The sequence below is a fragment of the Sphingomonas sp. BE123 genome (assembly GCF_031456015.1).
In the GTDB taxonomy this organism is placed as follows: Bacteria; Pseudomonadota; Alphaproteobacteria; order Sphingomonadales; family Sphingomonadaceae; genus Sphingomonas.
Genome location: NZ_JAVDTW010000001.1, coordinates 1,241,601 through 1,265,734, shown reverse-complemented (window position 1 = coordinate 1,265,734; position 24,134 = coordinate 1,241,601). Strand labels below are relative to the sequence as shown.

15 protein-coding genes and 1 pseudogene are annotated in these 24,134 nt (G+C 63.3%); 9 read left to right on the top strand and 7 right to left on the bottom strand.

Going from position 1 to position 24,134, the window contains the following annotated elements; all coding sequences use genetic code 11:
- Positions 1–306 precede the first annotated feature (306 nt).
- Both J2Y54_RS06335 and J2Y54_RS06330 read right to left on the bottom strand, forming a co-directional pair.
- Positions 307–2,196 carry a TonB-dependent receptor domain-containing protein gene (locus J2Y54_RS06335; protein ID WP_310038488.1) on the bottom strand — a complete coding sequence of 630 codons (1,890 nt, stop codon included), beginning with the start codon at positions 2,194–2,196 and terminating at the stop codon, positions 307–309.
- Positions 2,197–2,219: 23 nt separating this feature from the next.
- Entirely contained in the window at positions 2,220–4,307 is a 2,088-nt protein-coding gene (locus tag J2Y54_RS06330; RefSeq protein ID WP_310037879.1) for a TonB-dependent siderophore receptor, read from the bottom strand.
- 172 nt (positions 4,308–4,479) lie between these two features.
- Here J2Y54_RS06330 and J2Y54_RS06325 point away from each other — a divergent pair, with 172 nt between their 5' ends.
- From J2Y54_RS06325 to J2Y54_RS06310, 4 genes are all read left to right on the top strand, one after another.
- Positions 4,480–5,217 carry an ATP-binding cassette domain-containing protein gene (locus J2Y54_RS06325; RefSeq protein ID WP_310037878.1) on the top strand — a complete coding sequence of 246 codons (738 nt, stop codon included), beginning with the start codon at positions 4,480–4,482 and terminating at the stop codon, positions 5,215–5,217.
- On the top strand, positions 5,214–6,650 hold the full coding sequence (locus J2Y54_RS06320) for a DUF3526 domain-containing protein (RefSeq protein WP_310037877.1): 1,437 nt from the start codon (positions 5,214–5,216) through the stop codon (positions 6,648–6,650). Before J2Y54_RS06325 ends, J2Y54_RS06320 begins: the two co-directional genes overlap by 4 nt.
- Entirely contained in the window at positions 6,650–7,921 is a 1,272-nt protein-coding gene (locus J2Y54_RS06315; RefSeq protein ID WP_310037876.1) for a DUF3526 domain-containing protein, read from the top strand. The genes J2Y54_RS06320 and J2Y54_RS06315 overlap by 1 nt, the downstream gene beginning before the upstream one ends.
- Before the next feature lie 856 nt (positions 7,922–8,777).
- Positions 8,778–10,415 (top strand): hypothetical protein, encoded by a 1,638-nt coding sequence (locus J2Y54_RS06310; RefSeq protein WP_310037874.1) that lies wholly within the window; start codon positions 8,778–8,780, stop codon positions 10,413–10,415.
- A gap of 36 nt (positions 10,416–10,451) precedes the next feature.
- Here the strand turns inward: J2Y54_RS06310 and J2Y54_RS06305 are convergent, their stop codons facing one another.
- The gene (locus J2Y54_RS06305; RefSeq protein WP_310037873.1) at positions 10,452–10,712 is read right to left on the bottom strand and encodes a hypothetical protein; all 261 of its coding nucleotides are present in this window, start codon (positions 10,710–10,712) and stop codon (positions 10,452–10,454) included.
- A gap of 70 nt (positions 10,713–10,782) precedes the next feature.
- A complete protein-coding gene (locus J2Y54_RS16175; protein ID WP_405052880.1) occupies positions 10,783–11,163 on the bottom strand; it encodes a hypothetical protein in 381 nt (126 codons plus the stop codon).
- Positions 11,164–11,214: 51 nt separating this feature from the next.
- On the opposite strand from J2Y54_RS16175, the gene J2Y54_RS06300 reads away from it, so the two are divergent.
- Positions 11,215–13,548, top strand: coding sequence for an ATP-binding protein (locus J2Y54_RS06300; RefSeq protein ID WP_310037871.1), 2,334 nt, complete (start codon positions 11,215–11,217; stop codon positions 13,546–13,548).
- 15 nt (positions 13,549–13,563) lie between these two features.
- Entirely contained in the window at positions 13,564–14,496 is a 933-nt protein-coding gene (locus J2Y54_RS06295) for a response regulator (protein WP_310037868.1), read from the top strand.
- Here J2Y54_RS06295 and J2Y54_RS06290 read toward each other — a convergent pair.
- The 3 genes and pseudogenes from J2Y54_RS06290 to J2Y54_RS06285 all read right to left on the bottom strand — a co-directional run bounded on the left by J2Y54_RS06290 (position 14,431) and on the right by J2Y54_RS06285 (position 17,707).
- Positions 14,431–15,672 carry a DNA cytosine methyltransferase gene (locus J2Y54_RS06290; RefSeq protein WP_310037866.1) on the bottom strand — a complete coding sequence of 414 codons (1,242 nt, stop codon included), beginning with the start codon at positions 15,670–15,672 and terminating at the stop codon, positions 14,431–14,433. The two genes, J2Y54_RS06295 and J2Y54_RS06290, sit on opposite strands and share 66 nt — an antisense overlap.
- A gap of 388 nt (positions 15,673–16,060) precedes the next feature.
- A pseudogene (locus tag J2Y54_RS16170) lies at positions 16,061–16,276 on the bottom strand (GIY-YIG nuclease family protein); the annotation flags it as partial.
- A gap of 330 nt (positions 16,277–16,606) precedes the next feature.
- On the bottom strand, positions 16,607–17,707 hold the full coding sequence (locus J2Y54_RS06285; RefSeq protein ID WP_310037863.1) for a hypothetical protein: 1,101 nt from the start codon (positions 17,705–17,707) through the stop codon (positions 16,607–16,609).
- A gap of 256 nt (positions 17,708–17,963) precedes the next feature.
- On the opposite strand from J2Y54_RS06285, the gene hsdR reads away from it, so the two are divergent.
- Genes hsdR through J2Y54_RS06270 form a run of 3 tightly spaced genes read left to right on the top strand, consistent with a single transcriptional unit; the run spans position 17,964 to position 24,134 of the window.
- Positions 17,964–21,320 carry a type I restriction-modification system endonuclease gene (gene hsdR, locus J2Y54_RS06280; RefSeq protein WP_310037860.1) on the top strand — a complete coding sequence of 1,119 codons (3,357 nt, stop codon included), beginning with the start codon at positions 17,964–17,966 and terminating at the stop codon, positions 21,318–21,320.
- Between the two features lie 13 nt (positions 21,321–21,333).
- Positions 21,334–22,815 carry an N-6 DNA methylase gene (locus J2Y54_RS06275; protein WP_310037858.1) on the top strand — a complete coding sequence of 494 codons (1,482 nt, stop codon included), beginning with the start codon at positions 21,334–21,336 and terminating at the stop codon, positions 22,813–22,815.
- Positions 22,812–24,134: a restriction endonuclease subunit S gene (locus J2Y54_RS06270; RefSeq protein ID WP_310037856.1), complete on the top strand. Its 1,323-nt coding sequence runs from the start codon at positions 22,812–22,814 to the stop codon at positions 24,132–24,134. Before J2Y54_RS06275 ends, J2Y54_RS06270 begins: the two co-directional genes overlap by 4 nt.

The window sequence follows — 24,134 nt, the reverse complement described above, 5'->3', positions numbered from 1 at the left end:
GTTGGCAAGAGGGGTGGGCTGAGACCGGTCGATCGCGAGGCAGACCTTCCTTCTGGGATGCACGACCGCATGGCGCAGCGCGTGGTCAGCGAAAAAGCCAGACATGGTTGGGGCCGATAAGCAGGCGCACGGTATCCCCGAACCGACGACCGCCGCACCGATAAGGCTTGGCTCACTGCGCCGGTGCCGCCAGCGCTTCTAGTCGCCTGGGCCGCGTCGCGGATCCTGAACCTGCTTGCGCAGCCGCAAACGCTCGCGGCCCGGCATCGCGCGCCCGGCCGCCCGTCGTCGCAGCCGGTCGCGTGCCTAGATGTCCGCCGTCACCGACAGGTTCGCGCGCCGTCCCTGCAGCAGGGTGAAGCCGCCACCGCCGCCGACCCGCCAGCCGAACACGTCGCCAACGTTGCGCAGTTGTGCGCGGACCACCACCGGGGTGCGGCTGACCCGGGTGCGATAGCGTGCACCGACGTCGACGATCGTGCGCGCAGGCAGGTAAAGCGTGTTCGCCGCGTTGGCGACGCGGCGATCTTCGAACGTCACGCGTGCGTCGAGCGACAGCGCGGGCAGGAACGGCAGCCGATAGTCGAGGCTGGTATCGACAAGCAGGCTGGTCCGACCGATCGGCTTTTTCCCGATGCGGCCATCGTCCACCGCTTGCCCGGTCACGCGCGGATCGAGCCAGACGGCGCCCGCCACCAGGCTGAGCCCGGCCAAGGGTTGACCCGAGAGCGAGGCCTCGACGCCGCGATGCGTCACCTCGCCCAGTTGGCGGAACACGCCGTCGCGGCGGTCGATCTCGAAATAGGGTTTGGCGATGTCGAACGCCGCAGCGGTCAGGCGCCAGCTGCCGGGGAACGCATAGCGCATCCCGAACTCGATTTGCCGGGTGCGTAGTGCCGGCAGTGCCTCGCCGCGATTGGCCGCGGCGCCGGGCGCGACGCCATTTTCCTCCAGCCCGCGGGTGGTGGCGGCATAGAGAGTCAGCCGGTCGTTCGGAGTGAGCGCAAGTCCCGCATTCCACAGCCATGGCCGGTCCTGCTCGACCGTCGCGGGACTGCCCGGCGCGCGGACCTCTTTGCGATAATCGCTACGGGTCAGGCCAAGATTGAGCTCGCCGAGCTTGGGCCAGCGCAGTTCGTAGCCGACCGCCACGCTCGTCTGGCGGACGCGATCATCGGTCCGCTCGGCAAAGTCGAAATCGAGCGGGGCGACCGGATTGGCCACGCCGATCGTGCCAGCGCCGAGATCGGCAAGATCATAGCCGCCATATCGTTGCTCGACATCGCGCGCGCGGAACGAGGCAAGCAGGCGATGGCGCCGCGGCCCGTCGGCGAACACGCGGCTGACGCGCAACTCGCCCGAGGTCGACGCGCTCACCTGATCGCGCCCGGCGATCAGAAAGGACCGGCCATTGCCGTCGCGATCCACCCCGTCGAAATAGGCCGAGTAATAATCGTCGCGCGTGAAACGACTGTTGAACGCGCCGGCCGCGATCTGCCAGCTGCCCAGGTTCGCCTTGACGATGCCGCCGATATTCTGCGCGTGCCCCCGCCAGTCGGCCCAGTCCTGCCCGAAAAAGCGCCGCCGCTCGATCCGCTTGGGCAGATAGGCGCCGGCGGTGTAGATCACCGGCGCCTGTTCCTCGTCGCCATAATCGTAGCGGCCATAGAGGCCGGTCAGCTCGACGCCGTCAGTCGGCCGCCAGCGCGCGACGCCGCCATAGCTGCGAAACCACGCGCTCGCGCCGCTCACATATTCATCGTCGAACAGGCCGAAGCCGAAGTCGACGCCGAGCCGGTCGGAAACGGGGATCGCCGCGTTCACGACCAGATCGGGACCGCGATATTCGCCGCTGCGCGCCTCGACGCTGACGACCGGACGCGTGCCGACGCGGCGCAGCTCCATGTCGACGATGCCGGTCGGCGCGGGCAACGGATAGCCGAAGGCGGTGAGGCCCAGCCGCACTGTCGATCCGCGCACGATGACGTCGGTGACGCCGCCCTGCTCGTCGAAATACAGTCCCTCGATCCGGTTGTTGCCCGCCGCCGTCGCACTGAACCCGCGCACTTCGCCGCTGGCATAGATGCCGATCGATTCATTGCCGACGCTCTTGCCAAAGCCGTCCTCGGCCTCCCGCACGGCATTTTCGTCCGCACGCTGCGCCTCGGCGGGGGCGGTCCAGCCGCCCACCGCCACCAACACTACCGCGCCGATCCGCCTCACAGCGCCACCGCAATCCGCGCGCGGATCGTCCGCGGCGCGCCCGGGGTGATCCACACATTGCTGTAGCTGCTCTCGGAATAGACCGTGTCGAACAGATTCTCGGCGTCGAGATGCAGGCTCAACGCCCTGGTCACGCGGTAGGACAGGTTGACCCGCGCGGTGACATAGTCATCGAGCATGAAGCCGCTCGCGACATCGTCGCCGGGCCGCTCGCCGACGTAGGTGACGCCGGCGCCGACGCCCCAGGATCCACGCGCGCGCCCGTTCGACTGCCAATGGCCATAGATCGCGCCGCTATGCTTGGGGACGTTCGACAGGCCGCTGCCGACCAGCGCCGGGCGCGTGTCCGCGATCACCCTGGCATCGGTATAGGCATAGACCGCGGTCAGGTTGAGCCGGTCGTCGACGGCATAGTTGAGATCCGCCTCGACCCCCTCGCTGCGCGCGCGCCCGGTCGCGATGCTGAACCCGCTGTTCGCCGGATCGGTCACCAGCATATTGTCCTTGTTGATTCGGTAGAACGACACCGTGCCGGTGAGCGCCTTGTCCGCCAGCGCGAACTTGACGCCACCTTCCCATGCCTCTCCCCGCTCGGGCGCAAAGGGCGCAGACGCGGCGTCGACGCCCTGGTTGAAGCGGAACGACTTGCCCCAGCTGACATAGGCCGAAAATTGTTCGCTCGGCGCAAAGGTGAAGGCGGCGCGCGGCGAGGTGACCGACGGCGACTGGCGATCGGTGCGGCCGTTGCGATAGTTGATATTCTCCTGCCGGATCCAGTCGTGCCGGACGCCCAGCAGCAGCGAGAAGCTCTTGCCCAGCGTCAGCAGGTCCTGCGCATAGATGCTCTCGCCGCGCAGCTTTTCGAGCAGATCCTGGTTGAGCGGCGCGACCGGCTTGGGCTGGCCATAGACCGGGTTGAAGATGTCGATGCCATAGGGCGTCGCCGCGCTCGGGCTGAAGCGCCAGAAGATGCGGCGCTGGTCATACGTAAAGGCGTCGGCACCGACGCGGAACTGGTGGTCGATCCCGGCGAAGCTGCCATTGGCGCTCAGCTCGACGCGGCCCGACAGGTCCTCCCACCGGTAGTCATGGACGCGCAGCTGGCGCCGCAGCCGCGTGCCGATCAGCGCGCTGTTATGGGTCGACTGGCCGACCATCGATCCGTCGCGATACTGGACCCCGGCCTCGATCGCGATGCCCTTGGCCAGGTCGATATAGACGCTGCCCTGATGCTGGGTCGTGCGCTGTTCGATCTGGCCGTCATTCGGCTCGCCCAGGAAGCGTTCGCGCGGCAGCGCCTCGGCATCGCCATTGACCGCGACCAGCCCGCGATCATGGGTGAAGTGCACGACATTATATTCGAGCTGATAGAGAAAGCGCACGCTGTCGCTCGGCTCGAACGCGATCGACGGGGCGATCAGCAGCCGGTCGCTTGGCGTGAAGTCGCGGAACCCGTCGCTCGTCTGGTAGACGCCGATCACCCGCGCCGCGATGCCGCCGGCCGCCGGGCCACCGATGTCGAACACGCCGCGCGCGGTGTCGAAACTGCCATAGGACAGCTCGCCGCTCGCATGGAACCGGTCCTGCGGCGCCTTGGTCACGATATTGATCGAGCCCCCCGGCTCACCCTTGCCCGACAGCGCGGAAGCAGGGCCCTTCAGCACCTGGAAGCTCTCGACCGTGGCAACATCGCGCCGCGCGTTGAACCCGCGATTGGCACTGAACCGGTTGACCAGCAGGTCCGGCCCCTGGTTGATGTCGCCGGAAAAGCCGCGGATGGCATAGGCGTCCCACGCCCCGCCAAAGCTGTTCTGCCGCGCCATGCCGCCTGCCAGATCGAACAGCTGCGACAGATCGGTAAAGCCCGCCTGATCGACCAGCTTCGCACCCAGCAGCCGCACATTCTGCGGCAGCAGCAGCGGATCGACGTCGAGCCCGTTGATGCTCGCATTCGCTGCGCGCGATCCGGTGATCGTCACCTCGTCCGGCCGTTGCTCTTCGACCGGCTGCGCTTCCTCCGCCCATGCCGACGTGACCGGCATCACCACCGACGCCAGCAACAAACCCACCCCGTTCAACCGCATTTCATCCCCCATGAGATAGTGTATCGTCGGCGCCCCTAATGAGCACTGCTGCAGTCGTCAATGTGATGTTGCATCATCTCTCAATGTGAGCCAGAAGGCGCGCCAACGCACCGGCGGGGCTGGCCTTCGCGCCACGCTGCGGCCGGGTTTCGGACCGAAGCTGGAGACAATGATGTCGCACGACGCCGCCCCCATTCTCATCGAGGACCTGACCGTCGCCTATGGTGCCCAACCCGTTCTGCGCGGGCTGACCCTGTCGGTTCCGGCGGGCAGCATCACCGCGTTGCTGGGCGGCAACGGCGCGGGCAAGTCGACGACGCTGGCGGCACTGCTTGGCTTTGTGCGCGCGCAATCGGGTCGAATCGCGGTGTGCGGGATCGACCCGGCGGCGGACCCCGATGCGGCGCGGCGGCGGATTGCCTACCTCCCCGAAAATGTCGCGCTTTACGAGCATCTGAGCGCGGTCGAGAATGCCGATTATCTGCTCGCGCTGTCGGGTGAGCGCCAGTCGCGCGCAGCGATCGTCGACGCGTTCGGGGCGACCGGGTTGCAGCAGGCGGCGTGGGACCAGCGGCTCGGCGGCTTTTCGAAGGGGATGCGGCAAAAGGTCGCGATCGCGGTCGCGCTGCTGCGCCAGGTGCCGGTGCTGCTGCTCGACGAGCCGACCTCGGGCCTCGATCCGCGTGCGACGGCTGACTTCAACGCGCTGCTGGCCACGGTCCGGGATCGCGGCACCGCAGTGCTGATGGTGACGCACGATCTGCTCTCTGCGGCCGATGTCGCCGACGCGATCGGCTTCCTCGAAGCCGGGCGGATCGTCGAAGCGGTCGCGGCGAGCGGGATCGAGCGGTTCGATATCCGCGCACTCCACGCCCGTTTCGCAACCGGCGGCGCGCAGGTCGCGGCATGAACGCCGCGCGCCTCATCGCCCGCGACGAATTGCGCCTGATGCTGCGCAACAAGGTCGCGGTGATCGCTTTTTCGCTGCTCGTGCTGCTCACGCTGGTGGCGGCGATCAGCTCCTGGTCGCATCAGCAGGGGATTGCCGATCTGCGCGCGCGCCACCAGCAGGCGGCGGAGCAGGCGTTCGACAATCAGCCCGACCGGCACCCGCACCGCGTCGTCCATTACGGCACCTTCATTCAGCGCCCGCTCGGCCCGCTTGCCGCGTTCGATCCGGGCGTGGACGCATTTACCGGAAGCAGCATGTTCCTTGAGGGGCACCGCCAGAACACCGCCAATTTCGGCGATGTGCGGCAAAGCTCGCTGCTCGTGCGCTTCGGTCAGCTGACCCCCGCCTTCGTGCTTCAGGCGGTCGCGCCGCTGCTGCTCATCTTCTTGGGCTTTGGCGTGCTGTCGCGGGAGACCGAGCGCGGGACGCTCCGGCTGCTGATGCTTCAGGGTGCCTCGCGCGGTCAATTGGTGCGCGGCAAGGGGATGGCGCTTGGCCTCGTCGCGCTGCTCGCCGGCCTGCCGGCGATGATCGGCTTCGTGCTGATCGCGGGCAGCCCCGGCGCGCTGTTCCTGCCGATGGCGGTGATTGCGGCGGGCTACGCCGCCTATCTGGCGCTTTGGGTGGTGGTCATCCTGCTCGTTTCGGCCCGTGTGAAGCGCAGCCGCGACGCGCTGCTGGCGTTGGTCGCGATCTGGGCAGTTACCGTGGTGCTGCTGCCGCGCGTCGCGCCCGATGTCGCCAGCGCCGTAGTGCCGCTGCAGAACCGGTTGCAGACCGACGTCGCGATCGCGCGCGACCTGCGCAAGATCGGCGACAGCCACAATCCCGACGATCCGCACTTCGCCGCGTTCAAGCAATCGGTGCTCGACCGCTATGGCGTCACCCGGGTCGAGGATCTGCCGGTCAACTACAAGGGCCTGCTTGCACTCGAAGGCGAGAAGCTGACCTCCGCGCTGTTCGACCGCTACGCCGCGCAAAGCTATGGGGCGCAAGAGGCGCAGAACACGCTGGTCGAAACGATTGGCGTCGCCAGCCCCGCCATCGCGCTGCGCGCGCTGTCGATGGCCGCGGCCGGGACCGACTTTGCCGGGCATCGCCGCTTCCTCGAACAGGCCGAAGCCTATCGCTTCGCGCTGGTGCAAAGGCTCAATGCGCTTCAGGCGAGCGATGTCAGCTATGCCGACGATACGGCAACCGACCTCGCCGCCAATACGCGCAAGCGCGTCGACGCGGCGAATTGGGAGAAGATGCCCGACTTCGCCTATCGCGCACCATCGGCACAGGCGCTCGCCATCGGCGCCTTGCCCGGCCTTGGCATGCTGATCGCCTGGCTCGCCGTCGCGCTCACGCTGCTTGCCCTTGCCACCCGTCGCCTGGGAACCCGTTGATGACCCTGTGGATGCATGAAGTGCGGCTGCTGCTTCGCCAGCGCCTGACCATGGTGGCGCTCGCGCTGCTCGCCCTGCTCACCGTCGCCGCGATCGGCGCGGGCCTTGCCGAAGTCTCGCGCCAGCGCGCGGCGATTGCGGCGATCCCCGCCGCTCAGAGCGAGGATATCGCCGCGATTGCCGCCTATGTCGATCGCAGCAAGGACGCGGGCAGCGCGGCCTATTACAGCTTCCACCCCACTTGGGATTCGCCCGCGCCGCTCGCCTTTGCTGCGCTCGGCATGCGCGACGTCGCGCCGTACATCCTGCGCGTGCGCGCGCTGGGGCTCGAAGCGCAGATCTATGACGGCGATACCTTCAACCCCGAGCTCGCAGTGCCGGGCCGGTTCGACTTTGCGTTCGTGCTGGTGTTCCTTGCGCCGCTGTTCGTGATCGCGCTGTTCCACGATCTCGTCTCCAGCGAACGCGAAGCGGGGCGTCAGCGCACGCTCGACGCGCTTCCGCGTGGCGGCCGCCGATTGTGGCGGCGGCGCAGCGTGCTCCGGTTCGCGCTGCTCTGGGGCATGTTGGCAATTCCGTTCGCGTTCGCTGCGGTCGCATCGGGCGTGGGCGTGCTGGTCATCGCCACCGTCCTGTTGCTGATCGCCGCTTATCTGCTGTTCTGGATCGCCCTCGCGGCGCTGGTCGGTCGGCTGCGCTGGAGTTCGGTCACCAATGCCGCAACGCTCGCGGCCTGCTGGCTGGTGCTGGTGCTGGTGGTGCCGACGCTCGCCAATGTCCTGATCAACCGCGCGATTCCTGTCGATCAGGGCGCCGAGATCGCGCTGGCGCAGCGCGAGGCGGTCAACCGCGCCTGGGACATCCCGCGCGAGGAGACGATGGCGCGCTTTTATGCCGGCCACCCCGAATGGTCGACGTCGGCGCCGCTGCCGCCCAAATTCCATTACAAATGGTATTTTGCCTTTCACCAGGTCGGCGACGAGAGCGTCGCGGATCAGGTGCGCGCCTACCGCACCGGCCTCGAACGCCGCGACGCCACCGCGCGGTCGCTCGGCTGGGTGCTGCCATCGGTTGGTGTGCAGGCGCTGCTGTCACGCCTTGCCGAAACCGATCTGCGCGCCCAGCTCGCCTATCAGGACCGCGTCCGCGCGTTCCACGGCGCGCTGCGCCGCTTCTATTACGGCTATCTGTTCACCGATCGTCCGTTCGCCAAGTCCGATTTCGACAAGGCGCCGCGGTTCGATGAGGCGACGGGCGCTCCCACGCAGTAAAGGTCGGCGATCCGGGGCTCGGCGCGAGCGCCAGGGGCTTGGCAAAGGCAGCTGCGACCGCCGCTCCCAACCCTCGCGCCGCCACCTGCGCGACACGCATTCCGATGCGCCGCTGTCCCTGCGTCCCTGCCGCGGAACCAGCGCCTGACAAGCCGCGCTTGCGCGCGGAAACGCCGGGAGGCGTTGTCGGAGAGACGGGTAGGTTTTCCGGGGTTTTAGCCCATTCGCGCGCGGTGCTGCGAATGGGTGAATGGTGCCAGAAGAGGACTCGTCCCTTCGGCTTAAGCAATTGAATTGTTAGATATAAAATTGGTGCCTTTAGTAACTGGCCCCCAGATCGGCCCCCCGCGTGCGCCACCGCACCTGTCCGGCCCTCCTCTGATCCAAGGGGAGCCCCGCTCTGTCGCGAACGCGGGGCGGTGCACCGTGATAGCGCCAGTTCCGTTGCTTTTTCACAGCAGCGAGTGGCCAATAGGCTTAAAGCTCGATCGAGAGCCGCTCAGATTGTGAGCTAAGTCTACGCCGAATAGTGATCATTTTTTCGAATTTTGCTTCGGCCATATCAGCGACCCTAAGGTCGTGGGTAAGACCGCGCCGGAGGGCATCTTTCCTAACTTCCGATAGGTTAACCGGCTCATCTCATCGCGTCTCAATCTCGCTCACTTGCGTGGCGAGTAGCGTCCCCCCCGAAACTGACATTCCTCAATGCCAGGGCGGCAACCTCTGTTGTTTTACACAACATTCATCGCTCCGAAATTTTTCGCTTGAGGACGGGAGCTGCTTGAACAGATAGGAGCTGGGTTCCTACTTTGTTTCTTTTTAAGATTGCTGCCAAATTCTGGGGCCAGGGGGGCGAATGTTGGCTGAAAAGCTCATAATCGAGCGGCGCAACCGATACGTTGCGGCTGTATCCGCAAGCTGGCGCGGCTACGAACGCGAACTCCTGATATCGTTGGTCCGCGCGCTCGATGTCGCTGCCTATATTGATCGATACATAAAGCGCCCGGATACAACTAACGCCTGGCTCAGATTGCGCGGCGCGGCTACGGCCCTTCGTCCACTGCTCGAAGCCGTTCGCGGCATGCCAGGTGGTATCCCATGGTTTCCCAGCAACCCTGCCCTTTCTGCGGCATTCGACAACCATCTCCTAAATTGTGGGCGCTTCGCAGTGGCGCTCCGTTGGGCAGCAATGGAGCGCTACGGCATTGCGACTGCGAAGGTTCTGGCGAGCGACAGGATTGCCATCGAGTTTTTGGCAAACGATGAAGAGATGGCAGAGGTGGCTTTGGGACACGCGGCCAAGGATCGTGCGCGGGAGGGTGCCCGCGCGCTGTTTCCGAACCTTTCGGGAGAACTACCCGAAGTTCGCCGGAGGCTGAGGCGATACGGTAAGGTAGCGATGGGTTGGTTCATCGGCTACGACAACGACGAGTTCTTGGTGGGCCACTATCGTTCGCAGGCCAGCATAGAAGCAGCCGGAATTCTCGAAGCCGAAGCGTTGCCGCCGACGGGGATTATCGGCGGTCGGCCATTTGGCGAATGGACCGAGGCGTCGACCGCCGCCCTCGGCACTGTCCTCCACCATATCGATGCGGCCGCGATGCTACATCGACGCGAGCCGAAGCTTGATATGCGAAACCTTATGACCGTCTACGCGCGACGAGACGACATTCTCAGTGTGCTCGAGGAGCGGGGCAACGACGCGGCACGCGCGCGCCAGCTGATGGAAGGGCTGACGCTCGACGCCGATGGAGCCGCCTACAGCGAGGCACGGCACGAGATCCCGCTGCCCTACTATATCGATGCTGGCGAGCATTTCGTGCTGCTGCCGATGTTCGGCGGGTTTATTAATCCCCATGCTGGCCTGCTCGAACACTTGCGCCGCAACTATCGGCGCGATTGGGACAGCATCGTTGACGGCCGCGAGCATATGTTTCGAAGGGAGCTCCGGCAGCTCCTACCAGAACCGCGATACATGGTGCTCGACACCGGCCTCAAACTGCGTCGCAAGGACGGCTCGACGTTAACCGATGCCGATGCGGTCGTGCTCGACCGCGGCACAGGTGACGTCGTGTTTGTCCAGCTTAAGTGGTACGATGTCTATGGGTTCAGCCTAGCCGAGCGTAGCAGCCGCCGAGACAATCTGCTGACCAAGGGTAATGAATGGGTCGCGAAGGTCCATGCCTGGATCGACGGGCGTACCTCGGCGGAGATCGCCAAGGCCTATGGGTGGGGCGAGGCCGGCGACGCTGTGCCTCGCTTGCTGGTGATGGCCAGGCATTCCAGTCGATTTGCCGGCGAGGGGCGATATGACGGTCGCGCTTCGTGGACGAGCTGGCACGCTTTGACCGAAGCGGTGCGTGATCCCGCTTGCGAGGGCTTCGTTGCCGCGATGTCGCAACCCCCGCACTGCGGTCCCAGCCAAGGCAATTCCGAAGGCGCTTCGGTCTTCAACCTTCCGGGGATCACCGTCGAGGTGCGGACGGCAACATAGGATCGTAAGACCGTAGCGGCGCGGTTTGAGCAGAACCTACTCGCTACGCTCCGTGATCGCATCTACTATGGCGGCCCATGTCGGTTGTGCGACCGCACTTGCTCCGGCTTCTTCGGCGCCCAGAATGGCGGAAGCGCGCGAAAGCGCAACGTCGCTTATCTCGCGGATGCGCAGCAATGCCGTCCTTGCCTTTTCGATCGAGATGGCCCTTCGCGTTTCGATATCGGGCGTGGCTTCCCACGCCTTCCAGGCCATTGGGTCGATTTCCCGGGCCATCAGTTCGAGTTCCCTGCCCACGTTGTACTCTCCTAGCCGTTTCCTCCGGTCGCGGTACTGGACTTGAGCTGGCGGGCATAGCTACGTGATCCTAGTGCGGATCCCAGCGCCCAGGTAATGCGATCGATGTATCGGGTCCCGCATTCCCACATGAGGATGATCTGTCATCCGATCGCTTCGAGTGCGGAGGCTTTGCGGTGAGCCCTTTGCATAGCGTGGCCTGCCAGAAGTTCGGCTTCGTTTTGAGAACGGTTGCGACCTTGTATCCAGCATGCCTGTGCCAGAAGCAACCATGGGCGAAGATGGAAGTACGATACTTGGGCAATATGATATCTGGCTTGCCTGGAAGGCGCCCAACTTGAATGCGGAAGCGGTACCCAAGCCGATGGAGCAAGCAGCGAACCGCAATTTCGGGCTTCGTATCCCGCGAGCGGAAGCGTGCCATCAGGCGACGCTCCGCTGCGGGTTGCATGCTCGACTCCGCCATCGCAGCTGCTATCGTTTTGCCGGGAGGGAGTAGTAGTTGGCCAAGTACTTTCGCATCAGTTCGTCGCTCAAGGACATCATTGGTCGCGACCTCATTACGAATGACTTCGTGGCTGTGTTCGAACTGGTCAAGAACTCCTTCGATGCCCATGCGCGCCGCGTGGATATCGTCCTCGCCGATGGTACGCTGTGGATCGTCGACGATGGCAAGGGTATGTCCGAAGAGGACCTCCTCGAGAAGTGGTTGTTCGTTGCCTTTTCTGCAAAGGCCACCGGCGGGGAAGATGATGGGCTCTCGCAGGATTTCCGCGATAAGATCGCGGTCAGGCGCGGATATGCCGGAAACAAGGGCATCGGGCGCTTCTCGTGCGACCGTCTGGGCAAGTCGCTCGTCCTGCACAGCCGACAGGAAGGTACCCGGGCGTGCAACCGGCTAACCGTGAACTGGGAGGACTTCGAGGGCCGGCCGGAAGACGAGTTCGGTTCGATCGGCGTTGCCGTCGAACCTGCTAGCGCACTGCCGGCGGTTCCGGACGTCCCCCCGCCTCGCGACGGCGCCACGATCCTCGAGATATCGTCGCTACGAGAGGTGTGGGACCGACCCAAGCTGCTGAAACTCAAGGAGTACCTTGCAAAGCTCGTCGATCCCTTCGCGCCGAAAGGCGAGATGGAGGTGTACCTCCACGCGCCCGCCGAGCTCGAGGGCGACAATGCTGCCAAGGGGAAGCCCAAGGCGATCGTCAACGGGCCGGTTGCAAACACGATCCTCGACGTCCTTGAGGGCAAGACGACGCAACTCTCGGTGCAGCTGGAGGGTGGCGCCATCCACTCGACGCTCCGAGACCGGGACCGGTTGATCTACAGGGTCAGGGAAGACAATCCATACCCTGAACTGGAGGGCGCGCAGATCTCAGCCGACCTGCTCTACCTAAACCGGAGCGCGAAGGCGACCTTTACCCGCCGGATGGGGATCGAACCGGTCAAGTTCGGTTCGGTATTCCTATTCCTCAATGGCTTTCGCGTCTTTCCCATCGGCGAGGAAGGCAATGATGAGTTCGGCATCGATCGGCGCAAGCAACAGGGCTATGCCCGCTACCTCGGAACGCGCGACCTGCTCGGTCGCATCGACATTGTCGCTCCCCAGCGCTTCTTCATGGAAGCCTCGAGTCGCGACAACGGGCTGGTCGAGGGGCCTCGCACGGAGGCGTTGCGACAGCTTGTACTGCGCACCTTGCTTACTAGGCTTGAACGATATGTCGTCGATGTAACCTGGGTGGACTCGCTCGATCAGGAGCGTTCGGACGCAAGCGGATTGACGACCGACGATGCGCGGTCGCGCATCATTCAGGTCGTGAAGAACCTCGTCGGTCGAAAGGGCGTTGAGCTGCTCGAGTACGACACCGAACTGATCGATACCATCAGCGACCGGGCTGGCGAGTTCGAGCGAGCGATGGAAGGCCTCTCCGTTGTAGCGGAGCGCACCGGCGACGTGCGCCTGCTCGAGCGGATCGAACGCTCCAGGCGCCGATATGCAGAGTTGAATGCATCTGCTGCGGAGGCAGCGGCCAAAGCAAAGGAGGAGGCGCGCCGGCGAGCTGCAGCTGAGGCACAGGCTCGCGCCGAGGCCAAGCGGGCCGATGTCGCAGAACAAAGGTTCAAGGACGAGCAGCGGCGATCGCTCTTGCTTACGAGCCTCGAAGCGCGCGATAGTGAGACACTCACGCTACTACATCACCAAGTCGTGATCTATGCCACAGCGATCCAGGACGCGGTCGCGAATAATCTCCGCGCCATTGCCGATGGTGATCTCATAGATCCAGTGGAATTAGCCGCCGATCTGGAGCACATTAGCTTCCAGAATAGCCGGATCTTGGCCGTAACGCGATTTGCGACCCAAGCGAACTTCAAGCTTGATGCCGATCAGGCTAGTATAGATATTGTTCAATACATGTCGGAATACGTCATGAATGTTGCTTCTCTCTTCGAGGGGGAGCGCTTTGCCACATTCGACGATGGCGGTAATACGATGGTCTCTAAGTTCAAGCCAATCGACATCGCCATCGTGATTGACAACCTAATGAGCAATGCGCGCAAGGCGCAGGCCACGAAGATCCACTTTCAGGTGCGCCGTGCCCACAAGTCGCAGGCGCTCGAGATGCTAATTGAGGACAATGGCCGTGGTATTAGCGATCGCGTAGATCGTGCCCGGATCTTCGACAAGGGATATAGCGGGGCGGAGTCCGGCTCCGGTCTGGGGCTGTACCACGCGGCCCAAGTTCTGTCGCAGATGGGCGGCTCAATAGCGCTCGATCCCGAACATCAAGGTAGGGGAACACGGTTCATCGTGAGGCTTCCGCGACAGAAAGATTGATAGGAAGGGAGGGGGATGAGGCTCGAATTCAAGGTGCTTTGGTTCGAAAACCAGATGGACGGCGTCCAGCAGGCCGTCACCGGCATGCGACGTGAACTTGCCAAACATGGTCTGTTGCTGGAGCTAGACCAGCAAGCAGACGCGTCCCGACTCGATGAACTGTCTGCCCATCAGGAAAAGTTCCACGAATACGACTTGGTCGTCGTCGATTGGGATTTGGGTGAAGGTCAGCCGAAGGGGGACGAGGTCGCCGAGCGCATTCGCAATAGTTTCGGGTTCACCGACATCATCTTCTACAGTGGCAAGGCCACGGACCTGCTCCGCGACATGGTCAAGGATCGGGCCATTGATGGCGTCTATTGCGCACCCCGCAACGGACTCCGAAACAAGCTGATCGAACATGTCAACTATGTGGTTGAGCGCCTCTCGCGGCTCGAGGCCATGAGAGGGTTGGCTGTTGTGTCGGCCGGACGAGCGGATGGTCAGATGCGTGAAGTGGTTCGGCTCGCCCATGGCAAAATGGACGCTGAGGCTCAGTCCGAGCTGGTTGCTGCCGTCGATGCCAAGGTTGCGGGTGCTGCTAACAGCCACGCTAAGGCGTATGGCAAGCTCAAGGACCTTGAGGGTCGCTTGGGAAGCCGTGCACTCAACAGCGGGATCCTGCACGAGGTAGCAACTTTATCGGTGCAAATGGTTGTTGCGACCCATCCCGCATGCGAGCCACACCTCGCCGTCCTTCAAACCTATGTCGACGAAGTCATTCAGCCGCGGAACGCGCTTGGCCATATCGTAGAGACGCGAGACGTTGATGGGTGGGTTATCAACTACGCAGGCGGCAAGCGGCTCAACAAGGAGGGCCTGTCAAAGATGCGAAAGGACCTCTCACGCCATCTCGAAAACTTCGCTGCAATATGCGCCGTCCTGAGCGAGGCTGCCGAGGGCAAATAGGACTTCGCCAATCGCCTCGCTAAGCAGAGGGGGGACCGCATTTCCCACTTGCGTGTAGCGGGGGCACGCTTCGCGGCGCCGATCCCCGCCCGTAGTATACGGACCTAGGAACTCGAATGTGTCAGGAAACGACTGGAGGCGCGCGCATTCCCGCAGCGTCAGTATACGCGGCTCCTGATAGTGCACCATGTCGTCTGGGAGCGTCGTGACCGTGCAGGAGGGCTTGTCAGCCGCCAGAAGGGTAAGCGAGCGCTTCTGCATTCCAAAGCGCATGCGATCTTCCGACGAAAGCGGAATGCCTGGGCGGCACGTACTTAAGATCTTGTCGAACCTTTCAGTTACGATGTTCGAATGCCGTGGGAGGCGAAGCCCCGTCGGACTACCTGACGCGCCGCTCCGCATTAGTGCGAGATAGCCGGTTGGGGCAACAGGTGCGGCGTAGTTGATCTCCATAAAGGCGCCGTCACCGCCACGATACGGAATGAGGGTAGTGCCCCTCGTCTCGAGGTCGCCAATTGCCTCCGCTACGCTAACTTCCTTATCGGTGGGGAGCCCTCGCGATCCGAGAAACTGGCGACGGCCTACCCGCATGCGCAGGAACGGGTCTATACCGTCTAGCCCCTTGTCGCGCGAGGCAATCACAAAGAACCTTGGTCTGCGTTGTGGGACGCCCCATTCGGAAGCGACGAGCATTTCACTCCAAACTCGATATCCCATATCCTCGAGTTCCCCGGTGACATGCGCAGCATAACTGCCCGTGTCGTCGAGCTGCATAGTCGTAAACCCGCGGACATTCTCGAGCAGAACAAGACGCGGTTGGACGAGACGCAGGAAGTCGAGATAGTGCCCGACCATGCGGTTTCGTGGATCGTCAGCCCGACGCCGCCCGGCAGTCGAGAAGCCTTGGCAGGGCGGGCCACCAGCCACCAAGTCTACGTGCCCCCTAAGCTCTTTAAGGTGCCGGCGGTGGTCGCTGATCAGCTGTTCAATTCGAACGGCTTTTTGGGGAAGCCAATCCGGCCATGCGTCGGTGTCGCCGATCAAGTTGCGCGAATAGGTCGCGAAGGCGTCGGGGTGTGCTTCGACAGCGAACAACGAGGTCCACCCCGCTCTCCGGAGGCCGAGCGACAGTCCTCCGCAACCCGCAAATAGGTCTATGAATGTCTGCGTTCCCATGCGCCCCCCAGCCACGCCGGAGACCAATTGCCCCGCCGTCCTGGTGTCCTGGAGCGATGGGGTGCAAGTCAAGCAAAAAAGTGATCGGCGTGCACCAAATTGCGCTTAACGCAGAGGGCGGCGACTAACGCAGAGGGCGGCGACGCCGTCTTCACGCGCCCTGCATCGGCAGCGAACAGGGCAACCTGCCGTTGCTAATTCGACTGCCAGCATCTGAGAGCAAGTGCAGGGGTCAGTTGTCAGGTTCCGGTTGCATAGCGGAACGAATACTCGGAAATTTTGCGTTGGAATTCAACCGACCATGAGCATGCGGCTGCCAAGCCAAGGCCTTGGGTGCCTCACTTAGCCCATCGGAAGGCTGCCGGGTAACAAATCGGTCCAATCCGAGCTATTTGCTCATACGCAATGCGCTCGCCCGATCAAACACCATTCCTGCCAGTGTTCTATCCTCGATCCTTCGCACAATCTCGTCGACCACCGGCAGCGGGACCATGAACCACTCCCTCGGCCGGAAGGGTTTTCCGAAGCGGTCGGTGAGTTCGGCGTCGAACCGCACGCTGTCGAGCAAACGGTGGACCAGATGTTCGAGTTGGGGGGGGGGCGGTCGTTGTCGAGCAGCTTGTAGGTTGCGATGTCATCGACCTCGGCGAGCAGAAAGGTCGGGTCATCGACCGCGCCAGCGCCGCGACGTTCGACTGAGCCTCCCGTGATGCCGACCTTGTGGATCAGGTCCCGCCGCGAGGCGCTCGCCTCTATCGTTTCGCCCGATCTCCGTTACCCGCACGCAAGCGATGCGCTTGCTTGGTTAACCGTTGGCATTCAATCTGCGATTGGTCGGGTGACAGCGTTGATCGGCAGCAGTCTTCCACGGCTGGGCGCGTTTTCCGGAACTGGATGGTGCCAGCGGCGATGAAAAGCTTGTCGAAGCTTCAACTCAGGTCCTAGGCCACGGAAACTTGTCGAACCGCCCCGAGTAATAGGTCCTGCGAAGGTAGGAGAGGTCCGCCTCCCAATCGGCTATGGCGTCACCCAAGCTTGAATTGCGTCGTTGCTTCGCGCGTCGTGCGAACGTCGCGATGCCATCCGCCATCTTCTGTAAGCGTGTTGCTGTGTTGGGCAATCCCCAAGCGCGCATGTAGGCGACGCTGTTGAGCGGAGGAAGCCGCATCAGGAAGATGTGGCTCAGTAGTGCCTCACGCTGAACAGCGTTGAGATCGCTGCCTCTGCCCACGTGGTACCCGAGATAGGCCAGCATACCGATCTCTTCCCAGTCGTGGCTCGCAGGACTTCCCGTTCCTGCCGCAGGAGCCGTCGATGGCCAAGGGAAGTAGTCCGGGTCATCTTCAGCTAGAGACGCGCGATGCTCCCACTCCCTTTCGATGGCCAATAATCGCGCTTGCGCCGCCAAGATGTCAGGGGCAGTCGGGTCAATGTGCTGGAAGCGCTGGATATATGAAAAATCGCGCTCCCATCGCAGCTTCATGGCCGTGAAGGGTGACACCACATCGCTGTGAGGTCGCGTCTCTTTCTGCTTCGCGTTAAATGCAAGACGCGCGGCGCAGATCCCCGCTCTGGTGGCCTTCCGAGCATTGGGTGACGGTGCTTTACGAGGCATCGCGGCTGGCACACGCGGTTGAGCCCGAGCCTGGTTCGCCTTTTTTCGCTTCGTCTTTTTGCTGGTCTTAGGATTTGGTCCTGACGCCTGGGCACCTTTCGCCTTCTTAGTCTGCTTCTTCTTAGGTTCGACCGGCCCTGCAGTTTTCCCCACGGTTGGGGAAGCGACCTTCTTCGCCTGCTTCGTTGGCCCTGCCGAAGCGGGAGCAGACACGACTCGGTCAGCGTGCGGAATTTTTAGTGCGCCGCGGAGGGCGTCCCCCAACGCTGTGTTCAAAACCCGTTTGACAGGCTCTTTCTTTGAGGACGTCTCAGGAGATTTGCGGGAAGGTTTGGTTGGCTGATCTGGGGTAAACACGATGGCCCGCGCGACAGCCGCACCTCGTGTAACCTGTTCAGCATGCCGAATGGCGGCATCCACCTTGCGGCGCCGCTCGCTCCGCTCCTGAGATGTTGTCCGGCGTTTCACTGGAACGATCTGGAGTGATGAGCGGAACCCGTGTGCTGCGTCACAGCCGCCTGACGAGCTTTCATCTGCGTACTTCTCGATAGTTGGTTGGGGATCTTCGCGTCTGCATTGATCGATATGTTCGCGGCAAATCCTGATCGTGCAAGAGCGAATGAGGCGCGTCCGCCCGCAACTTGCATCGCCCTGAACTCTGGCTAACATCCTCAAAATGGGGGCTCCGACCAGCAATTTCTGGTTTCTGGCTGAACACAGCCAACAGCTTGCCGGGCTCGGCGCGCTGGCGGAGCGCTATTTCGCCGAAGATCCGCCCGGCGCACTGATCAAATTGCGGCAGCTCGGCGAGTTTCTCGCCAAGGAAGTCGCGGCCTCGCACGGGTTGCTGCCGACCGGGGGCGCCTCATTCGATGATGTCCTCCGCACGCTCAAGGTGCGCGCGATCCTGCCGCGCGAGATCTCTGAATTCCTGTATCATCTGAAGAGGATCGGGAATGCCGCTGCCCATGAGAATGTCGGGACCGCCGGCGATGCGCTGACGGCCCTGAAGCTCGCGCGGAACACCGCAGTTTGGTTCCACCAGACCTATGGCAACGCGCCCGGGTTCAAGGCGGGGCCGTTCGTCCCGCCCGCACCGCCGACCGATCCAACCGCAGAACTCCGGGCAGAAATCGAACGCCTGAGAAAGGAAGTTGCGGCGAGCAGCGATCAGGAGGCAAAAGCGCGCCTTCTGGAACAGCAGGCAGCCGAAAAGGACAGCGAGCGCGCCTTCTGGCAGGACTATGCCGCCGAGGTCGAGGCTTCGCTAAAGGCAGTCGAGGCTGAACTCGCCGCGACGCAGGCGGCTGCACAGGCCGCACCTCCGCAGCAGCTTGATCTCCTTGCCGATCTCGGCGCGCGTAACGCCCAGGCGATCGAGCTGGACGAAGCAACCACCCGGGTCCTGATTGACGAGCAGCTGCGCGCGGCTGGATGGGAGGTCGATACTGCGGTCCTGCGCTACTCAGCCGGAGTCCGCCCCCAATATGGGAAGGCGATGGCAATCGCCGAATGGCCTACCGCAAGCGGTCCGGTCGACTATGCCCTGTTCGTCGATGGACACTGTGTTGGGGTGGTAGAGGCCAAGCGCGGGGCGAGCGATGTTCCGGGCCGGATCGGGCAGGCGAAGCGCTATGCGCGCGACATCACTCTCGACTCGGATGAGCTTCCTGGCGGAGGGCCGTGGCAGGACGGCGACGATCGCTTCCGCGTCCCATTTCTCTTCGCAACCAACGGCCGGCCCTATGTGAAGCAGCTCGCGACCAAGTCGGGGATCTGGTTCTGGGATGCACGCCCCGGTGGCGGCGAGCCGCGCGCGTTGCCAGAATGGTTCTCTCCCCGCGACCTGATCGAGCGGCTCGAACAGCAGACCGAGGACGTGTCAGGGGTTGCCGATCGCGAACTCGGCGTCACCGGTCTTCGCCCCTATCAGCGCGACGCGATCAAAGCCGTCGAAGAAGGGGTCGAGCGCGGCCAGCGCAACATCCTCCTCTCCATGGCAACCGGCACGGGCAAGACGCGCCTCGCCATCGCGCTGATGTATGAACTGCTGCGCCGCAAGCGGTTCCGACGCATCCTGTTCCTCGTCGATCGCAACGCGCTGGGACGACAGACCCTCGATGCAATGAGCACCACCGATACGAGTGGCTTCCTCAAGTTCGATCAGGTGTTCCCTGTCGCGGACATGGCCACCAAATTCCCGGAGGCGACCGATCGGGTTCAGGTTGCGACGGTCCAGGCGATGATCCGCCGCATCTTCGATGACTCGGCGGCCGAACGCCCCACGCCCGGCACATACGACCTGATCATCGTGGACGAGGCCCATCGCGGCTACACCCTCGACGCGGAGCTGCGCGAGGATGATCTCGGCTTCCGAAATCTCGACGACTATCTGTCGGCCTATCGCCGCGTGCTCGACTATTTCGATGCGACCAAGGTGGCCCTCACCGCAACGCCGGCGCTGCACACCCGCGAAATCTTCGGCACCGCTGTCTTCCACTATGGCTATCGCCAGGCAGTGGTCGACGGCTTTCTCATTGACCATCGCCCACCGCGGCGCATCGTTACCGCGCTCAGCCAGACCGGCATCCATTTCGACCAGGACGAAGAGGTCCACATCGTCGATCCGCGCACCGGGCAGATCGACCTGTTCAACCTGGATGACGAGGTCGACTTCGAAGTCTCCGAGTTCAACAAGAAGGTCTACACCCGCGCGTTCAATCGCGCGGTAGCGCAGGCGATCGCGCTGGAGTGCCCACCCGATCAGCCGGGCAAGACCCTGTTGTTCGCCGCGCGCGACGACCATGCGGACATTTTGGTCGAGGAGCTGCGCGCCGCGCTGGCCGAGGAATATGGCCCCCAGGCACATGATCTGGTCGAAAAGATCACCGGCAAGATCGACAAGCCGCTCGACCGGATCAAGGCGTTCAAGAACGACCCGCGCCCCAAATATGTGGTGACTGTCGACCTGCTCAGCACCGGCATCGACGTCCCGTCGATCGTCAATCTGGTGTTCGTGCGCCGCGTCAACAGCCGCATCCTGTACGACCAGATGATCGGCCGCGCGACGCGCCGCTGCGACGAGATCGGGAAGGAATATTTCCGCATCTTCGACGCTGTCGACATCTACGCCAATCTGCAGGAAGTGAGCGACATGCGCCCGGTCGTCGTCGACCCGGCGCTTTCCTTCGCTACCCTCACCACCGATCTCGAGCGCGCGACGAGTGAGGAGGACCGCGTCTTCGTCCGCGACCAGATCGTCGTGAAGCTGCGCCAGCGGATCAAATATATCGACGAGGAACGGCGCCAGCGGCTTGAGGAAGTGCTCGGCCCGCTCCCAGACCTTGCCGACCGCTTGCGCGCCGCGCCTCCTGCAGAGACTATCGCGCTGTTCCGCGACCACCCCTCGCTGGCCGCCGCGCTCGATGCCGCCAACCCCGCGCGGCGCGGCGACGGTATGCTGATCTCCGAACATGACGATGAGCTGATCGAGGTTGTCGACGACTATGGAGACAAGGCCAGCCCCGCCGATTACATCGAGAGCTTCGAAGCCTTCGTCCGCACCAATATGAATGCGGTGCCGGCGATGATCGCCGCGACCCAGCGCCCCCGCGAGCTGACCCGCGCCGAGCTCAAGGAGCTCGCAATCCTGCTCGACGGCAACGGCTTTTCCGAAGCGACGCTGCGCCGCGCCTATGGCAGCGCGCGCAATGCCGACATCGCCGCGCACATCATCGGCTTCATCCGCCAGGCCGCGCTGGGCGACCCCCTCGTCCCCTATGAAACGCGGGTTGAGAATGGCGTTCAGCGCATCCTCGCAAGCCGCGACTGGACGACGAAGCAGCGCCAATGGCTCACCCGCATCGGCCGTGCGCTCAAGGCGCAACCGGTCGGCGACCCCGAATTGCTCCAGGAACCGCTCTTCGCCCAGGCGGGAGGGTTCGAAATGGTCGACCGCGAGTTCGACTCTGGGCTAGGCGATGTCCTCAAGGATCTGAACGCCGCCATCTGGGGCGACGATCGGGCCGCGTAATGAAAGCAAAAAGATGAACCCCTCCGCCGATCTGGTGAACAAGCTCTGGCGTCTGTGCGCGCTGCTCCGCAAGGACGGCGTGACGTACCAGCAGTATGTCACCGAACTCACCTACCTGCTCTTCCTGAAGATGGCTTCGGAGCAGAGGGATGAAAGCCGCATCCCCGAGGCGTATCGCTGGGGCGCCCTCAAATCGGCGAGCGAGACCGAGGTGCTGCAACGCTACAAACAGGCGCTGATCGACCTGGGCGACGGGACCAAGGTGGCCGATCGCTCGGTCGTCGCGATTTTCCAGAATGCCGCCACCATCATCCGCACCCCCGCAAATTTGCGCCAGCTGATCGACGCGATCGACGGGCTGCACTGGTACAGCGCCGAGCGCGATGCGTTCGGCGACGCGTATGAAGGCCTGCTCCAGAAGATGGCGGAGGAGACCAAGCGCGGTGCCGGGCAGTATTTCACACCGCGTACGCTGATCGAAATGATGGTCCAGCTGATGCAGCCGCGCCCGGGAGAGGTCATTCAGGACCCGGCAGCAGGAACCGGCGGCTTTCTGATCGCCGCCAACAGCTACATGAAGGCGGCGAGCGACGGTTATTTCGAGCTGAGCCCGAAGCAGCAGACGTTCCAGCTGCAACAGGCGCTGCGCGGGGTTGAGAATGTCCCCGACACCTTCCGCCTGTTGCTGATGAACCTGCATCTGCATGCGATCGACCCGGACAATCTCGACCTCGCCGATACGCTGAGCCCGGCGGGCCAGCGCCCGCAGTTCAAGAATGCCGACCTGATCCTGACCAACCCGCCTTTTGGCCCGGCGGGCGGGCCGCCGACGCGCGATGACCTGACCATCACCGATCGGGTGTCGTCCTATCAGCTTCCCTTTGTCGAACATTGCATCCGCGCGCTGCGGATGGGCGGGCGGGCGGCGATCGTGGTGCCGGACAATGTCCTGTTCGATGACGGGCGCGGCAAGCTGCTGCGTCAGCGGTTGATGAGCTGGTGCAACCTCCACACCATCCTGCGCCTGCCGACCGGCATTTTCTATGCCCAGGGGGTCAAGACCAACGTCCTGTTCTTCACCCGCGCGGACGAAGAGGCACCGACGCAGGACGCGACCCGAGAAGTGTGGATTTACGACGCCCGATCCGGCGCGCCATCCTATGGCAAGACCAACCCGTTCAAGGCCGAGGATCTGGCCGATTTCGTCACCGCGTTCGGCGACGACCCCTTTGGCGGCGCACCCCGCACCGATCAAGGACCGGAGGGCCGCTTCCGCCGCTTCACCCGCGAAGAGATTGCCGCGCGCGGCGACAATCTCGACATCGCCTGGCTGAAGGACACCAGCACCGACGCCGAAGACGGGCTCGACACGCCGGAGGATATCGCGGCGGCGATCGAGGGGCATTTGAAGGTGGCGCTGGAGGAGATTGCCGCGCTGGTCTCGGAGCTGGAGAGCGATGTGGGACCGGTCGAGCTGGCGGAGGCCGCAGAGTGACGTTGCCACAAGGGTGGGTCGAGACCACGGTCGGCGAAGCAGCCATTATCAATCCTAAGCATGATCCGGCTACTGACAGAAACAAGCTCGTATCGTTTGTGCCGATGCCATCGGTCGACGAGCATCTCGGTGCTATCGTCGAGAACGCTGAACGCACTTTGGCCGACATTTGGACGGGGTACACACATTTCGCGGATGGCGACGTGATCTTCGCGAAGATCACTCCCTGTATGGAAAACGGGAAGGCGGCGATTGCACGTTCGTTGACCTCGGGGTTGGCGTGCGGATCGACCGAGTTCTACGTGATGCGGCCGGCGGACGGAGTGTCCGCAGACTATCTTTGGCGTTTTGTGAGACAGAGGTCGTTCCGAACCGATGCTGAAAGGCGCATGACCGGTGCCGTCGGTCAGCGACGGGTGCCGCGAGAGTATCTTGAGAACCATCGCTTCCCTCTGCCGCCAGCGCCCGAACAGCGCCGCATCGTCGGGAAGCTGGACGCGCTGACCGCCCGCCTCGCCCGCGCGCGGGCGGAACTGGACCGGGTTCCGGTGTTTGCGCAGAGGCTCCGGAACAGCATCCTCGACCTCACATTTGAGAGTGTTGGCAGCAGCTTGATCTCACTCGGCGAGATCGGGATGAGCATCGAGGCTGGAAAAAATCTAAAATGCGACGAACGTCCGCCTAACCCAGACGAAAATGGCGTCGTGAAAGTCAGCGCCGTAAGCAGTGAACACTTTCTAGCGTTGGAGAGCAAAACTCTACCAAAAAATTACACTCCTCCCGAGCGCGACCGTATTGTTACAGGTGATTTGCTTCTAGCGCGCGCCAGCGGCTCGCTGTCATTAGTTGGCAGGGTGGCCTTGGTGGAGCAGACACCAAACAACCTTTTTTTGAGCGATAAGGTTCTGCGCCTGAGAGTGCCGAAGAACTTGACCAGCTGGATATACTGGTTCCTGCGATCTCCCGCTGGCAGGTCGCAAATCGAAGCCGCCGCGAGCGGTATTTCAATGCACAACATTACCCAAGGTTCGTTATCGGGTATCAGGCTTTCTATCCCTGCAGAAGATGTGCGAGCGATCAAGCTTGGCAAGATCGCCCAGACATTCGCCCGCGCCGACCGCCTCGAAGCCGAAGCCGCGCGCGCCCGGGCGCTGATCGACCGGCTCGAGTCCGCCATCCTCGCCAAGGCGTTCCGCGGCGAGCTGGTGCCGCAGGATCCGAATGACGAGCCCGCCAGCGTCCTGCTCGACCGCATCCGCGCCGAACGCGCCGCTGCGCCCAAGGCGAAACGGGGACGGCGGGCAAAGGCGGACGCATGA

What these genes read in the sequence shown, in the direction of transcription:
- J2Y54_RS06320 (WP_310037877.1), top strand. Translation starts at nt 5,214, where the DNA reads ATGAACGCCGCGCGCCTCATCGCCCGCGACGAATTGCGCCTGATGCTG.
- hsdR (WP_310037860.1), top strand. Translation starts at nt 17,964, where the DNA reads ATGGGGGCTCCGACCAGCAATTTCTGGTTTCTGGCTGAACACAGCCAA.
- J2Y54_RS06315 (WP_310037876.1), top strand. Translation starts at nt 6,650, where the DNA reads ATGACCCTGTGGATGCATGAAGTGCGGCTGCTGCTTCGCCAGCGCCTG.
- J2Y54_RS06310 (WP_310037874.1), top strand. Translation starts at nt 8,778, where the DNA reads ATGTTGGCTGAAAAGCTCATAATCGAGCGGCGCAACCGATACGTTGCG.
- J2Y54_RS06330 (WP_310037879.1), bottom strand. Translation starts at nt 4,307, where the DNA reads ATGCGGTTGAACGGGGTGGGTTTGTTGCTGGCGTCGGTGGTGATGCCG.
- J2Y54_RS06325 (WP_310037878.1), top strand. Translation starts at nt 4,480, where the DNA reads ATGTCGCACGACGCCGCCCCCATTCTCATCGAGGACCTGACCGTCGCC.
- J2Y54_RS16175 (WP_405052880.1), bottom strand. Translation starts at nt 11,163, where the DNA reads ATGCAACCCGCAGCGGAGCGTCGCCTGATGGCACGCTTCCGCTCGCGG.
- J2Y54_RS06275 (WP_310037858.1), top strand. Translation starts at nt 21,334, where the DNA reads ATGAACCCCTCCGCCGATCTGGTGAACAAGCTCTGGCGTCTGTGCGCG.
- J2Y54_RS06290 (WP_310037866.1), bottom strand. Translation starts at nt 15,672, where the DNA reads ATGGGAACGCAGACATTCATAGACCTATTTGCGGGTTGCGGAGGACTG.
- J2Y54_RS06295 (WP_310037868.1), top strand. Translation starts at nt 13,564, where the DNA reads ATGAGGCTCGAATTCAAGGTGCTTTGGTTCGAAAACCAGATGGACGGC.